At 75.0% G+C, this 12,376-nt stretch carries 14 protein-coding genes; 8 read left to right on the top strand and 6 right to left on the bottom strand.

From position 1 onward, the window contains the following. The first annotated feature begins 151 nt into the window (after positions 1 to 151). Positions 152 to 1,408 carry a cation:proton antiporter gene (locus ACIBQ6_RS02860; RefSeq protein ID WP_397209867.1) on the top strand — a complete coding sequence of 419 codons (1,257 nt, stop codon included), beginning with the start codon at positions 152 to 154 and terminating at the stop codon, positions 1,406 to 1,408. A 47-nt stretch (positions 1,409 to 1,455) separates the two neighbouring features. On the opposite strand, the gene ACIBQ6_RS02855 is transcribed toward ACIBQ6_RS02860, so the two are convergent. From ACIBQ6_RS02855 to ACIBQ6_RS02845, 3 genes are all read right to left on the bottom strand, one after another. Next, a complete protein-coding gene (locus ACIBQ6_RS02855) occupies positions 1,456 to 2,994 on the bottom strand; it encodes an alpha/beta fold hydrolase (protein ID WP_397209866.1) in 1,539 nt (512 codons plus the stop codon). A gap of 157 nt (positions 2,995 to 3,151) precedes the next feature. After that, positions 3,152 to 3,868, bottom strand: a complete 717-nt coding sequence (locus ACIBQ6_RS02850; protein WP_397209865.1) for a YqjF family protein — start codon at positions 3,866 to 3,868, stop codon at positions 3,152 to 3,154. Beyond that, positions 3,865 to 4,092: a hypothetical protein gene (locus ACIBQ6_RS02845; protein WP_358293571.1), complete on the bottom strand. Its 228-nt coding sequence runs from the start codon at positions 4,090 to 4,092 to the stop codon at positions 3,865 to 3,867. Before ACIBQ6_RS02845 ends, ACIBQ6_RS02850 begins: the two co-directional genes overlap by 4 nt. 141 nt (positions 4,093 to 4,233) lie before the next feature. Between ACIBQ6_RS02845 and ACIBQ6_RS02840 the strand changes: the two genes are divergently transcribed. Continuing rightward, complete coding sequence (locus ACIBQ6_RS02840; RefSeq protein WP_358293573.1) at positions 4,234 to 4,989, top strand: ZIP family zinc transporter; 756 nt, start codon at positions 4,234 to 4,236, stop codon at positions 4,987 to 4,989. A 13-nt stretch (positions 4,990 to 5,002) separates the two neighbouring features. Here ACIBQ6_RS02840 and ACIBQ6_RS02835 read toward each other — a convergent pair whose 3' ends face one another. Then, positions 5,003 to 5,593 carry a helix-turn-helix domain-containing protein gene (locus tag ACIBQ6_RS02835; RefSeq protein WP_397160140.1) on the bottom strand — a complete coding sequence of 197 codons (591 nt, stop codon included), beginning with the start codon at positions 5,591 to 5,593 and terminating at the stop codon, positions 5,003 to 5,005. Between the two features lie 117 nt (positions 5,594 to 5,710). Between ACIBQ6_RS02835 and ACIBQ6_RS02830 the strand changes: the two genes are divergently transcribed. Continuing rightward, positions 5,711 to 6,547: an EamA family transporter gene (locus ACIBQ6_RS02830; protein WP_358293576.1), complete on the top strand. Its 837-nt coding sequence runs from the start codon at positions 5,711 to 5,713 to the stop codon at positions 6,545 to 6,547. Between the two features lie 100 nt (positions 6,548 to 6,647). Here the strand turns inward: ACIBQ6_RS02830 and ACIBQ6_RS02825 are convergent, their stop codons facing one another. Further along, positions 6,648 to 7,388: an ABC transporter permease gene (locus tag ACIBQ6_RS02825; protein ID WP_397209864.1), complete on the bottom strand. Its 741-nt coding sequence runs from the start codon at positions 7,386 to 7,388 to the stop codon at positions 6,648 to 6,650. Further along, positions 7,385 to 8,089, bottom strand: coding sequence for an ABC transporter ATP-binding protein (locus tag ACIBQ6_RS02820; protein WP_397209863.1), 705 nt, complete (start codon positions 8,087 to 8,089; stop codon positions 7,385 to 7,387). The genes ACIBQ6_RS02825 and ACIBQ6_RS02820 overlap by 4 nt, the downstream gene beginning before the upstream one ends. A gap of 87 nt (positions 8,090 to 8,176) precedes the next feature. On the opposite strand from ACIBQ6_RS02820, the gene ACIBQ6_RS02815 reads away from it, so the two are divergent. From ACIBQ6_RS02815 to ACIBQ6_RS02795, 5 genes are read left to right on the top strand one after another with little or no spacing between them, the layout of a single operon-like run. Beyond that, positions 8,177 to 9,280: a sensor histidine kinase gene (locus ACIBQ6_RS02815; protein WP_397209862.1), complete on the top strand. Its 1,104-nt coding sequence runs from the start codon at positions 8,177 to 8,179 to the stop codon at positions 9,278 to 9,280. Continuing rightward, positions 9,277 to 9,906 (top strand): response regulator transcription factor, encoded by a 630-nt coding sequence (locus ACIBQ6_RS02810; RefSeq protein WP_358293582.1) that lies wholly within the window; start codon positions 9,277 to 9,279, stop codon positions 9,904 to 9,906. The genes ACIBQ6_RS02815 and ACIBQ6_RS02810 overlap by 4 nt, the downstream gene beginning before the upstream one ends. 51 nt (positions 9,907 to 9,957) lie before the next feature. Then, positions 9,958 to 10,464: a PadR family transcriptional regulator gene (locus tag ACIBQ6_RS02805; RefSeq protein ID WP_397209860.1), complete on the top strand. Its 507-nt coding sequence runs from the start codon at positions 9,958 to 9,960 to the stop codon at positions 10,462 to 10,464. After that, positions 10,457 to 11,122, top strand: coding sequence for an ABC transporter ATP-binding protein (locus ACIBQ6_RS02800; RefSeq protein WP_397209859.1), 666 nt, complete (start codon positions 10,457 to 10,459; stop codon positions 11,120 to 11,122). Before ACIBQ6_RS02805 ends, ACIBQ6_RS02800 begins: the two co-directional genes overlap by 8 nt. Then, positions 11,119 to 12,345 (top strand): FtsX-like permease family protein, encoded by a 1,227-nt coding sequence (locus ACIBQ6_RS02795; protein WP_397209858.1) that lies wholly within the window; start codon positions 11,119 to 11,121, stop codon positions 12,343 to 12,345. The genes ACIBQ6_RS02800 and ACIBQ6_RS02795 overlap by 4 nt, the downstream gene beginning before the upstream one ends. Positions 12,346 to 12,376 lie beyond the last annotated feature (31 nt).

Below are 12,376 nucleotides of genomic sequence, written 5' to 3'. Positions count from 1 at the left end.
GGCGCGCAGTCAGGGGTGCGAAAAGTAGCTATTAGTGCATATTGCCGCGATATGCCGACGACGGCCCTGGCTTGTCGATCCGAGCGATACTGAGCGGTTTGCGCGCATAAAAGGAAGATTGTCCTGAGTTGATCAGGGCAGTGGGGCCGGGATGTCCACCCCCGATCTCGTCCTGGCCCTCGGCGGCGCCGCCGCGCTGCTCGCCGCCGTCCTGCCCGGCCTGCTCGCCCACCGGGCCTTCTCCCCTCCCCTGGTCTACCTGCTCGGCGGCATGGGGCTGTACCTGCTGCCGATCGGGCTGCCCGAGCCCGATCCCGTCGCCCACCGGGCGGCCGTCGAGCACATCACCGAGATCTGCGTGCTGGTCTCGCTCATGGGCGCGGGGCTGGCGCTCAACCGGCGGATCGGGTTACGGAGCTGGTCGACGACCTGGCGGCTGCTCGGCTGGGCGATGCCGCTGACCGTCGCCGGGGTCACGGCGGCGGCCTCCGGCGTGCTGGGCTGGCCCGTCGCCGCCGCGCTGCTGCTGGGGGCCGTGCTCGCGCCGACCGACCCGGTGCTCGCCTCCGACGTCAGCGTGGGCGAGCCCGCCGACGCCGAGAACGCCGACGACGAGGTCCGCTTCGCCCTCACCTCGGAGGCGGGCCTGAACGACGGGCTGGCCTTCCCCATCGTGTACGCCGCCATCGCCCTGGCCACCGCCGGCGGCCTGGGCTGGACGGGCGAGTGGGCGCTGACGGACGTGCTCTACCGGATCATCGCCGGGGTCGTCTGCGGCCTGCTGATCGGCCGCCTGCTCGGCCGGCTGTTCTTCCACTCCCCCGCCGAGGAGCTGCGCCTGGCCGAGCGCCGCGACGGCTTCGTCGCCCTGGGCGCCACCCTGCTCGCCTACGGGGTCACCGAGCTGGTCAGCGGCTACGGCTTCATCGCCGTGTTCGTCGCCGCCTGCGCCATCCGCCGGGTCGAGCACGGACACGGCTACAACAACGTCCTGCACGGCTTCGTCGAGCAGCTCGAACGGCTCTTCACCTCCTGGCTGCTGCTCCTGCTCGGCGGATTCGTCGCCGCCGGCGGCCTGGCCCCGCTCACCTGGCGCGGCGTCCTCGTCGGGGTGCTGCTGATCCTGGTCATCCGGCCGCTGGCGGGCTGGCTCTCCCAGGTCCGGGGCCCGGCCGGCCCCCGCGAGCGCCGGGTCATCTCGCTGTTCGGGATCCGGGGGGTGGGGTCGCTGTTCTACCTGGCGTACGCGCTCGGCCACGCCGACTTCGGCGTGCCGCCCGAGGAGCTGTGGGCGGTGACGGCCTTCACCGTGGTGCTCTCGGTCGTCCTGCACGGCATCACCGCGACCCCGGCCATGGCCCGCCTCGACGCCCTCCGCGAGCGCCTGACCACGGGCGCGCGGGGGTAGGACGCGGCCTCGCGGAGAGGGGGCCGCGAGGCCGCGTCACCATCCGGCTACCGCAGGACGGACGTCCACCCGGGGCGGCCGGGCAGCGGGCTCGGGCTCGGGACCCGCCTGAGCGACGTCTCGTCCGGCGGGACGGCCGGGCAGCGAGCGCCCTGGGCGGGCAGGTCGCGGGAGAGCAGGTAGCGGTCGAAGGCGGCCGTCGTGCACTCGCCGCGCCCGTAGATGCCGTGCCCCCACCCTTCGTAGGTCAGCAGCCGGGCCTGCCGGCCGGCCTGCAGCGCCGTGGAGGCCGCCCACACGTACGGCGTGGCCGGGTCGTGCAGGGCGTTGCCGAGCAGCAGCGCCGGCGAGCCGTCCACCCTGAGCCGGTGCTGCCGGTTGGGCGTGGCCGTGCCCTGGCAGGCCAGCGCGAGCGGGTGCGCCGCGGCGCTGACCAGCATGTCCGGCGCGACGGCCGCCGACCTGCGGAGCAGCCGGTCCCAGTCGCGGTAGCCGCGGACGGGCAGCGCGTAGTCCTGGCAGAAGACGAAGCTCGCGTCGTTGACGGTCTCCCCGGCGACCCGGACGGGCGGCGCGAAGAGCGGGCTGACCGGGCCGGCGCCGCTCTCCATGGCGGCCAGCAGCTGGGCGAGCTGGCTCCAGGCCGGGCCGTAGAACGCGCCGAAGGCCAGGCCGATGAGGTCGAGCCTGCGCAGCTTGACGTCCGGCTGCCCGGGGAAGGTCAGCTCGCCCCGGTCGGCCCTGGCCAGCAGCTCGTGCCACACCGCGCGGACGTCCCTGCCGTGCAGCGCGCACGAGCCGGTCCGGCCGCACCAGGCCACGAACTCGTTGAAGGAGTCCTGGGAGGTCCAGGCCTCGGTGTCCAGGAACGCCTGGATGCCCAGGCTGTGGTCCATGTTGCTGTCCAGCGCGAGGGCGCGGACGCGGCGCGGGTAGCGTTCGGCGTAGAGCTGGCCGATCAGGGTGCCGTACGAGACGCCGTAGTAGGTCAGCTTGTCGTCGCCGAGGGCGGCGCGCAGGGCGTCGAGGTCGCGGATCACGTACCCGGTGTGGACGTTGTCGAACAGCGGGCCGGTGCGCCGGCGGCAGTCCTCGCCGTAGCGCCGGTTGAAGGCGAGCAGGGCGTCCCAGCCGGCCTGGTCCTTGATCGACAGCGGGTCGGGCGCCTGCTGGGCGAGCTCCAGCGAGCAGGTGACGGGATGGCTGCGGCCCACGCCGCGCGGGTCGAAGCCGACCACGTCGAAGCGGCTGGTGATCTCGGGGGTGAAGCTGAGCCAGTTGTTCACCACGGCGTCCACGCCGGAGCCGCCGGGGCCGCCGGGGTTGATCACCAGCGACCCGATGCGGGCGGCCGGGTCGCTCGCCCGGCGCCGGGCCAGGGCCAGCTCGAACGTCCCGGCGCGCGGGTCGTTCCAGTCGATCGGCACGGTCAGCGTCCCGCAGTCGGCCGCGAGGTCCTCCGCGCACGGCGCCCACCGCACGGCCGGGGCGGCTGTGGCACCGGCGGTGGCGGCGGCCGCGGGGACCGGCGCGAGCGGCGCCGCGAGGGCCGATAAGAGGGTGAGGATCAGGACTGGTCTTCGCATCGCGACTCCAATCGTTCGGGGACCTGATCATCGATCAGTTCCTCCGACAAGACCATCCGACTGGAGGAGGAGACCGGAGTCATCCCTGAGGACCTTCCGCGCGGCCGCCGCGATCGGCTTCCTCTTCCGGTGACCCGTGGGCGGGCCTCGCGTCAGGTCACCACGACCACATGCCGACGCGGACGTCCACGCCCGGGGAGGCGTGCAGGAGGGGCGGGCCGGCCGGGCCGGGCAGGCCGGCGGCCCGCAGCAGGTCCTGGTCGAGGCCGGTCAGCTCGACGTGCTGCAGCGGCCACGGCGGGTGCTCGACCTCGGCCGCGGCCAGCCGGCCCGCCACCCGGGTGAACAGCCGGTGGCGGGCGGTCAGGAAGTGCGCGAGCTCGTCCCGCTCGTCCTCCCGCAGGACGCCGCCCACCTCCGCCTCGACGTCGCACCGCACGCCCCGCGTCCCCGGCCACCTCCGGCGGCAGCGGTAGCGGCGACGCCGCCGGTCGATCCGGACCGACATGTCGGACCAGTGGTAGGGCAGCCGGTAGCCGGAGCGTCCGCCGAGCGCGGCCAGCAGCCGTCCCGCGTCCAGGGACAGGAACCAGACGCCGGAACGGCCGCGCGCGTCCCGCACGTACGTGCGGCAGTTGGTCTCCGGGAACGCCGACAACCACGGCACGGCGGGCAGGCCGGGCACGCGTACGTCCTCCATGAGGAACGGCGTCACCCCCACCCACGCCGACCCGTCCATGGTCTCGACGGCGAGCTCGTCCGGCACCAGCTCACGGACCACGTCGACGGGGTAGCGCCAGTGCAGGAACGTGATGTGCGCCCACCGGTGGCACATCACCGGCAGCGCCACGCGCGGCGACGGCGGCGCCTTCACGCGCTGCGGCGGTGCTCGGCGAGGACCCGGCCGTCGCGCCGGATCCGGGCGGCCCGGTAGGGCGGGACCGGCCGGGTGACGCACGCCCGCGCGGCCGACTCGGCCTCCGCCTGGTCGATCCCCCAGCCGATGGTGTGCCAGCGGTCGCCCGCCGCGTCCAGGACGGTGATCTCGTAGAGCTGTCGCGCCGGACGCGGGGTGCAAGGGGTGTGGCGGTGCTCCATCCAAGTCTCCTCACGACGGGGGCGGACCGCCGCCTGCCCTACCCGGGGCGTTCCACCCCAATCCCCGCCTCCGGAACGCGTGACGGGAAGGGCTTGGGCGAGAGAACCTTGGGGACGAGGACGCGAGAGGGATCGGTGCACATGCCTGAGTGGCTGGAAGCGGGGACGTGGGGGCTGGTCGCCGGTGGCGCGCTGGTCCTCGGCGCGGCCGTGGCGATGCTGGTGCGGGTCCCGGCGCGGGCGATCGCCGCCGTCATGGCCTTCGGCGCCGGGGTGCTGATCTCGGCGCTCTCCTTCGAGCTGCTGGACGAGGCCGAACGGTCCGGCGGGCTGCTGCCCACCGCCGTCGGCTTCCTGGCGGGAGCCTGCGCGTACGTGGCGGCCAACGCGATCCTGGCGCGGCACGGCGCCCGGCACCGCAAACGCTCCGGCGACCAGCAGCCCAGCGAGGCCGACGCGCAGGGCAGCGGCGCCGCCATCGCCGTCGGCGCACTGCTCGACGGCATCCCGGAGTCGGTGGTGCTCGGGCTGTCCCTGCTGCACGGCGGCGAGATCGGCCTCGCCGTCGTGGCGGCGGTGTTCGTCTCCAACGTCCCCGAGGGCCTGTCCAGCGCCGCCGGCATGCGACGGGCCGGGCGCAGCCCCGCGTACGTGTTCGGCGTCTGGGGCGGCATCGCCGTGGTCAGCGGCGTGGCGGCCATGATCGGCTACCTGACCCTCCGGTCGGCCTCCCCCGAGGCGATCGCGCTGATCACCGCGATCGCGGCCGGCGCCATCCTGGCCATGGTGGCCGACACCATGATCCCGGAGGCCTTCGAGCAGGCGCACGTCCTCACCGGGCTGATCACCACCGTGGGCTTCCTGTCCGCCTTCGCCATCGAGCGCCTGGCCTCCTGACGGCGAGCGCAGCTCAGGGCCGGCCGGCTGTCCAGGGGCCCGGAGGGAGGTGGACCGTCATGATCATGTCGCAGGCGCCGTCGCCCTCGCCCCGGTAGCCGTGCGGGGCGTCGCCGTCGAAGGTGGCGGTCTGGCCCGCCTCGACGGGGTGCTCGGCGCCGTCGAGGACGAGCGTCATCCGCCCGGAGACGACGCTGAGGGTCTCCACCACCCCGGCCTGGTGAGGCTGGCTGGGGTACTCCTCGCCGGGTTCCAGCCGCCAGCGCCAGACCTCGACGGGGGCGGGGCCGGTGGTGGTCAGCATGAGCCGGGCCTGGCCGCCGCGCGGCCCGGTCCACAAGGGGGCCACGGCGTCGGCGGCCACCACGCGCAGGCGGCCCTCCGGCGGCCCCTGCATCAGGGCGGAGACCGAGATGCCGAGGGTGTCGGCCAGCCGGACCAGCGTGGCCAGGTTGGGGTTGCCCTGCGCCTTCTCCAGCGCCACCAGCGCGCCCTTGCTGACCTGGGCGCGCCGGCCGAGCTCCTCCAGGGACAGGCCGGCGCGGGTGCGGGCGGCCTTGACGTTGTGGGCGACCGTGCGCAGGGCGCTGGCCGGCTCGGCCATCTGTTCACCTTCCTCGCGGGGCGGACCGGTGGAATGTACTGCGCGGTCGGTCCGTTGTCCTCCAGCAGTCATTCTAATGTACTGTTTGGTCGTTCCGCTGAATGTCCAGGAGGTGTCGTGATCGCTCTGCTGCTGGCCCTGGGCAGCTCGCTCGCCTACGGCTGCGCCGACTTCCTCGGCGGCCTGGGCGCCCGCAGGGCCCATGTGCTGCGTACCGTGATGGTCGCGGCCCCGGCCAGCCTCGTGGTCGAGCTGCTGCTGTGGCCGATGCTCGGCGCGTCGTTCAGCCCCGCCGCGCTCGGCTGGGGCGCGGCCTCGGGCGTCGCCTCGGCGGCCGTGTTCGCCCTGCTCTACCGCACGCTGGCGATCGGCCCGATGAACGTGCTGTCGCCGGTGACCGCGCTGGTGTCGGCCGCGCTGCCCGTCGCCGTGGGGCTGCTCCAGGGCGAGCACCTGTCGGCCGCCGGGCTGGTGGGGCTGCCGCTCGCGCTGGTGGCGGTCGTCCTGGTCAGCGCGGGGCACGGCGCGGGGTCGGCGCGTCCGTCGCGGACGGCGCTGCTGCTGGCCTTCGGCGCCGGGTCGGCGATCGCCCTCCAGCTCGTCTTCCTGCACCAGGCGCCGTCCGACAGCGGGGTGGCGCCGTTGATCGTGGGACGGGCGGTCTCGTCGGCCGTCACCCTGACCGCGGCGGGACTGCTGCGCCGCCGGCTGGGCTCCGAGCGGCCCGCGTACGCGCTGTCGGCGACCGCGGGCGTGCTCGACTCGGTGGCGAACCTGCTGTTCCTGCTCGCGGCCCGCAGCGGCGACCTGGCCGTGGTGGCCGTGGTGACCGCCCTCTACCCGGCCGGGACGGTGCTGCTCGCCCGCGGCGTGCTCGCCGAGCGCATCCACCGCGGCCAGCTCGTCGGCCTGGGCGCCGCGGCCCTCGCCGTCAGCCTCCTCGCCCTGCCCTGAACCCTGCCCCGCCCCCTGCCCTGACCCCTGCCCTGACTCCTGCCCTGACTCCTGGCTTCGCCCCCTGGCCCCGGCCTCTGCCCGGCGGGCCCGCGCGGCGTCAGGAACGCGCGGCGGCGACCACGGCGACGGACAGCGGGACCACCGCCCACGCGCCGAGCACGGCGAACGCCGCCCAGGTCGGCATGACGTCCGGCACCTGCTCGATCAGCTGGAGGGCCGGGTACCCGGGCAGGACCCGGTTGACCACGTCGCCGCCCGGCAGCACGCGGGCGGCGAACGGCGCCACCAGGACGATCACCACCAGCGCCGCCGTCGCCACCGCGCCGTTGCGCAGGACCGTGCCGAGCGCCAGCCCGAGCAGGGTGGCCACGACGATCATGAGCGTGCCGCCGGCGACGACCGTCCAGGCCCCGGCGGGCAGCGACGACGGGTGGAACTCCGCGGCGACGAACCGCCCGTAGAGGTAGCCGGGCACCGCGATGAGCAGCGAGCCGGCCACCGCGACGCCGCCCAGGACGACCGCCTTGGCCACCAGCACGCGCGCCCTCGACGGCATCGCCACGAACGTCACGTCGATCATGCCGGACGTGTGCTCGCCACTGACGGTCATCGCGCCCAGCATGCCGAGCGGGAGCTGGGCCAGGACCACCCCCACGTACACGGCGACCACGACCCCCATGGCCGCCTGGTCCCCCGTGCGGCCCGGGTCCCAGCGCGAGATGACGGTGGCGGCGCCGAGCACGGTGAGCGCGAGCGACACCAGCACCCCGACGCCGAGCGCCCACCAGGTGGAACGCAGGGTCCGCAACTTGATCCACTCGGCCGCGAGCGCGTTCACCGCTCCCCCCTTCCGACGAGCTCCATGAACGTCTCCTCCAGCGAGCCGCCCGGCCCGACCAGCTCGCCCAGCGCGGCGTCGGCGCGCAGCCTGCCCCCCGCCAGGACGACGAGGTGGTCGGCCGTGACCGCCATCTCGCTGATGAGATGGCTGGACACCAGCACGGTGCGGCCCTCGGCGGCCAACGACCTGAGCAGGCCGCGCATCCAGCGGATGCCCTCGGGGTCGAGCCCGTTGGCCGGCTCGTCGAGCACCAGCACCTCGGGGTCGCCGAGCAGCGCCGCGGCGAGGCCGAGCCGCTGCTTCATACCCAGCGAGAACCCGCCGACGCGCCGGCTCGCCGCTCCGCCGAGCCCCACGAGCTCCAGCAGGGGGCCGATGCGGGCCCGGTCGAGGCCGTTGGAGCGGGCCAGCCACCACAGGTGCTGTTCCGCGCGCCGCCCGCCCTGCACGGCGGAGGCGTCCAGCAGCGCGCCGACCTGGGTGAGGGGCCGGTCCAGCGCGCGGTAGGGCAGGCCGTTCACGGTGGCCCGTCCGGCGGTGGGCCGTTCGAGGCCGAGGAGCACGCGCATGGTGGTGGTCTTGCCCGCGCCGTTCGGGCCGAGGAAGCCGGTGATCCGGCCGGGCCGGACCATGAAGGTGAGGTCCTGCACGGCCGGGGTCCGGCCGAAGCGTTTGGTGAGTCCGGTGACTTCGATCATGTTCCTCACCCTCCACGGCCTCCAGCCCGGCGCGCATCGGTCCTGGGACCGATACGGGCGGCGTGGCCGCCGGGTTAGGTTCGCACCGTGCGCCAACAGATCCGTCCGCCGCTGCTGAACCGGGTGCCCGCCTGGGGCTGGATTTCCCTCGACGCCGTCGTCGCGCTGGTCGTCGCGCTCGGCTACGCCGGGCTCACCTCGTCGCGCAACCCGGCCGAGCCCGGTGTGCTGGACTTCGCGGCGGCGCTGGCGGCCGGGCTGCCCGTGGCGGTCCGGCGGTTGTGGCCGGGGCCGGTGTTCGTGGTCGTCCTGCTCGGCGGGCTGGGCATGCGGGAGTTCCTGCTTCCCCACGCCGAGCTGCTCTGCCTGCCGCTCGTGCTGTACACGCTGGCCACGCGGAGCAGGGCCGTGCTGCCGCTGCTGGTGGCGGGCGCGGTCGCCGCGCAGGGCGTGGCGGAGGTCCCCCTGACGGCCGCGGTCCGCGACCGGCTCGGGCTGGCGGGGGCGATCCTGCTCGCCGCGTGGGCCGCCGGCACGGCCGTACGCCAGCGCGGGCTCTACACCGGGCAGCTGGCCACGCAGGCGGAGGAGCGGGCCCGTGCGGAGGCCGTCGCCGAGCGGCTGCGGATCGCCCGGGAGCTGCACGACGTCATCGGCCACAGCCTCAGCACGATCGCGGTGCAGGCGGGCGTGGCGGGACACGTGGGCGGGGCGGAGGAGATGAGCCGCACGCTCGCCTCGATCGAGGAGACCAGCAGGTCGGCCCTGCGGGAGACCAGGCAGCTGCTCGGCGTGCTGCGCGAGGACGACGCGGCCGAGCTCGCCCCGGCCCCCGGCCTGGCCGATCTCGACGCGCTCGTCGCCCGCACCAGGGCGGCGGGCCTGGAGGTGGAGCTGTCGATCGACGGCGCCGTGGACGGCGAGCTGGGGCCGACGGTCTACCGGATCGTCCAGGAGGCGCTGACCAACGTGCTCAAGCACGCCGGCGCCCGGCACGCCCTCGTCCGCATCGAACGCCTCCCGGACGCGCTGACCGTGGAGGTCACCGACGACGGCACGCGCGGCCGGGCGCGGCCGTACGGGCACGGCCTGACCGGGTTGCGCGAGCGCGTGCGCGTCTTCGGGGGCGAGTTCGAGGCGGGCGTCCGTCCCGTGCGCGGTTTCCGGGTGAGGGCGAGGCTGCCGCTGTGATCAGGGTGCTGGTGGCCGACGACCAGGCGCTCATCAGGGCGAGCTTCCGGCGGCTGATCGACTCCACGCCGGGGTTCCAGGCGGTCGGCGAGGCCGCCACGGGCGCGCAGGCGGTGACGGCGGCCGGACGCGACCGTCCCGACCTGGTGCTGATGGACGTGCGCATGCCGGAGATGGACGGCATCGAGGCCACCCGCCGCATCTGCGCGGAGCGGCCGGAGACGCGCGTGCTCATCGTGACCACCTTCGACCTCGACGACTACGTCTACGGGGCGCTCCGGGCGGGCGCGGCGGGCTTCCTGCTCAAGGACACGCCGCCGGCCGAGCTGATCAGGAGCATGGCCGTGGTCGCGTCCGGCGAGTCGCTGCTGGCGCCGACCGCGACGCGGCGGCTGGTCGAGCGCTACGTGCGGCCCCCGTCCGGGGACGGCGGCCTGGACATCACCGAACGCGAGCGCGAAGTGCTCGTCCTGGTCGCCAGGGGCCTGTCGAACGCGGAGATCGCCGGCGCCCTGTTCGTCAGCATGAGCACGGTCAAGACGCACGTCAGCAGCCTGCTGACCAAACTCGGCGCCCGCACCCGGGTACACCTGGTCATCGCCGCGTACGAGGCCCGCCTCGTGTGAGGCCCGCCGGTTCCGCTCACGCGACTATTCATTGAATGTATAGTCGTGATCATGTCAACCGGTCACGTGCTGCTCGGCTTCCTCGCCGAGCGGCCGAAGCACGGCTACGAGCTCAAGAAAGAGCACGATCACCGTCTCGCCGGCGCCAAGCCCCTGGCGTACGGGCAGGTCTACGCCACGCTGCAACGCCTGGAACGCGACGGACTGGCGGAGGTGGCCGAGACGCGGCAGGAGGGCGGCCCCGAGCGCACCCTGTTCGCGATCACCGAGGCCGGCCGGGCGGAGCTGGAGCGGTGGCTGAACGCCGTCGAGCCGTCGGCGCCGTACGTCGCCAGCCCCCTGTTCGCCCGGGTCGCCGTCGCGGGGAGGGCCGCCGACGGCCACCTCCTGCGGCAACGCGAGGCCCACCTGGCCCGCATGCGGGAGCTGACCGCCGAGAAGGCGACCGGCTCGCCCGCCCAGGTGCTGGCGGCCGACTACGCGCTCCAGCACCTCGACGCCGACCTGCGCTGGATCGAGACCGCGCTCGCGCGGATGAAGGAGGACACCGATGCTTGAGGCCAGGAGCCTGGGCAAGTCGTTCGGCGGCACCAGGGCGCTGAACGGCGTCTCGCTCGCGATCGCGGAGGGCGAGATCGTGGCGATCACCGGTCCGAGCGGCGCGGGCAAGTCGACGTTGCTGCACTGCCTGGCCGGGGTCGTCCGGCCGGAGTCCGGCGAGGTCGTCCTCGACGGCACGCGCATCGACACGCTGCCCGAGGACGACCTGACCCGGCTGCGACGCCAGAGCTTCGGGGTCGTCTTCCAGTTCGGCGAGCTGGTGCCGGAGCTGACCGCGGCGGAGAACGTCGCGCTGCCGCTGCTGTTCGACCGGCACGGCAGGCAGGAGGCGATGACCGCCGCGGCCGAGTGGCTGGCCCGGCTGGAGGTGTCCGGCTGCGCCGGGCGACGCGCCGGCGAGCTGTCCGGCGGGCAGCGGCAGCGGGTCGCCATCGCGCGGGCGCTGGTGACCGGCCCGCGTGTGGTGTTCGCCGACGAGCCCACCGGAGCCCTGGACACGCTCGGCGGCGAGCAGGTGATGGGCGCGCTGCTCGGCGCGGCCCGCGCCGGCCGGGCCGCCGTCGTCCTGGTCACCCACGACAACCGGGTGGCCGCCTACGCCGACCGCGAGATCCCGCTGCGCGACGGCGCCGTCCTGGTGGGGGCGGAACGATGATCACCGTGCTCGGCATGCTGCACAGGGGACGCTCGCGAGCCGAACGCGTGCGCGCCCGGCTGGTCGCCGCCGGGGCGGCGGTGGCCACGTTCCTGGTCTGCACGGCCGTCGGCATGGCCGACTTCCAGGACGAGGACGGCTCGCTGACCGGGCTCGGCCTGGCGCTGCTGGCCGTGCCGGTCGCCGGCCTGGTCCACCAGGCCAACCGGCTGGCCTCGGCCACCAGGGAACGACGGCTGGCCGCCCTGCGGCTGGCGGGCGCGACGCCGGGCGACGTACGGCGGCTGGGCGCGCTGGAGGGCGGCCTGCTGGCGCTGGTCGGTTCGCTGACCGGCGGCGCGCTCCACGTCGTCACCCACCTCGGCGGGCCGCTGCCGCAGATCCCCGTGGTCGTCGCGCTGGTGACGCTCGGCGGGGTCCTGTCGGGGGCCCGCGCCGGACGGCACGTCGTCACCTCGCCGCTGGGCGTGACCCGCCGCGCACGCGTGCGGGGGCCGCAGGTGCTGGACCTGGTCCTGTTCGCGGCGGGCGTGGGCCTGCTCGTCCTCGGGCTGTCGGTCAAGGGCCGCTTCCCCGTCGTCGGCAAGTACGGGACGGCGACCGCCATGGCGGCCGGGCTGGTCCTGCTGCTGATCGGCGCGACCCTGGCCACGACCTGGCTGATCAGGGCCTACGCCCGCAGGGCCGGTCGGCGGGCCCGGTCGCCGGAGACGCTGCTGGCCGCGCGGCTGGTCGAGGCCGACCCCCGGGCGTGGGCCAGGGCCCTGTCGGTGGTGAGCCTGACGGTGTTCTTCGGCGCGGCGGTCGGGGCCCAGCAGGCCTCCGTCGGCTACTCCCAGGCCCACGCGCTGGTGGACGTCGCGCTCCTGCTGGCCCTGGCGACCTCGTCGATCGCCCTGGTGGCGCACCAGGCGGAGGAGCTGATCGACCATCGCCGCTCGTTCGCCGCGCTGGCCGCCGCCGGGGCGCCGGAACGGGCGCTGGGCGGGGTGCTCGTGCGGCAGGCGGTCGTCGCGGCGCTGCCGGTCTGCGTGGTGGCGGCCGTGTCGGGGGTCGCCGTGGTGGTGCTCCCCCTGGTGAGCGTCTACCGCGTCGAGTCGCTGCCGTGGGCGCTGACCAGGGCCGTCCTCATGGCGGGCGTCGGGGTGCTGGCCGCCGTGGTCGTCGCCCTGGCGGCCCGCCCCCTGCTGCGGGGCGCGCTGCGGTCCGGCACGCGGACGTGACCGGCGTCCGCTGACACCGCCTGCCCCTGGC

Origin of the sequence: Nonomuraea sp. NPDC049655 (assembly GCF_044465465.1) — a bacterium.
Classification (GTDB): Bacteria; Actinomycetota; Actinomycetes; order Streptosporangiales; family Streptosporangiaceae; genus Nonomuraea.
Note: the sequence above shows the minus strand (reverse complement) of the source record. Positions and strands in the feature narration are given on the sequence as shown.

Coding starts and splice junctions, on each gene's coding strand:
- ACIBQ6_RS02860 (WP_397209867.1), top strand. CDS start 152: ATGTCCACCCCCGATCTCGTCCTGGCCCTCGGCGGCGCCGCCGCGCTG.
- ACIBQ6_RS02855 (WP_397209866.1), bottom strand. CDS start 2,994: ATGCGAAGACCAGTCCTGATCCTCACCCTCTTATCGGCCCTCGCGGCG.
- ACIBQ6_RS02845 (WP_358293571.1), bottom strand. CDS start 4,092: ATGGAGCACCGCCACACCCCTTGCACCCCGCGTCCGGCGCGACAGCTC.
- ACIBQ6_RS02840 (WP_358293573.1), top strand. CDS start 4,234: ATGCCTGAGTGGCTGGAAGCGGGGACGTGGGGGCTGGTCGCCGGTGGC.
- ACIBQ6_RS02835 (WP_397160140.1), bottom strand. CDS start 5,593: ATGGCCGAGCCGGCCAGCGCCCTGCGCACGGTCGCCCACAACGTCAAG.
- ACIBQ6_RS02820 (WP_397209863.1), bottom strand. CDS start 8,089: ATGATCGAAGTCACCGGACTCACCAAACGCTTCGGCCGGACCCCGGCC.
- ACIBQ6_RS02805 (WP_397209860.1), top strand. CDS start 9,958: ATGTCAACCGGTCACGTGCTGCTCGGCTTCCTCGCCGAGCGGCCGAAG.
- ACIBQ6_RS02800 (WP_397209859.1), top strand. CDS start 10,457: ATGCTTGAGGCCAGGAGCCTGGGCAAGTCGTTCGGCGGCACCAGGGCG.
- ACIBQ6_RS02795 (WP_397209858.1), top strand. CDS start 11,119: ATGATCACCGTGCTCGGCATGCTGCACAGGGGACGCTCGCGAGCCGAA.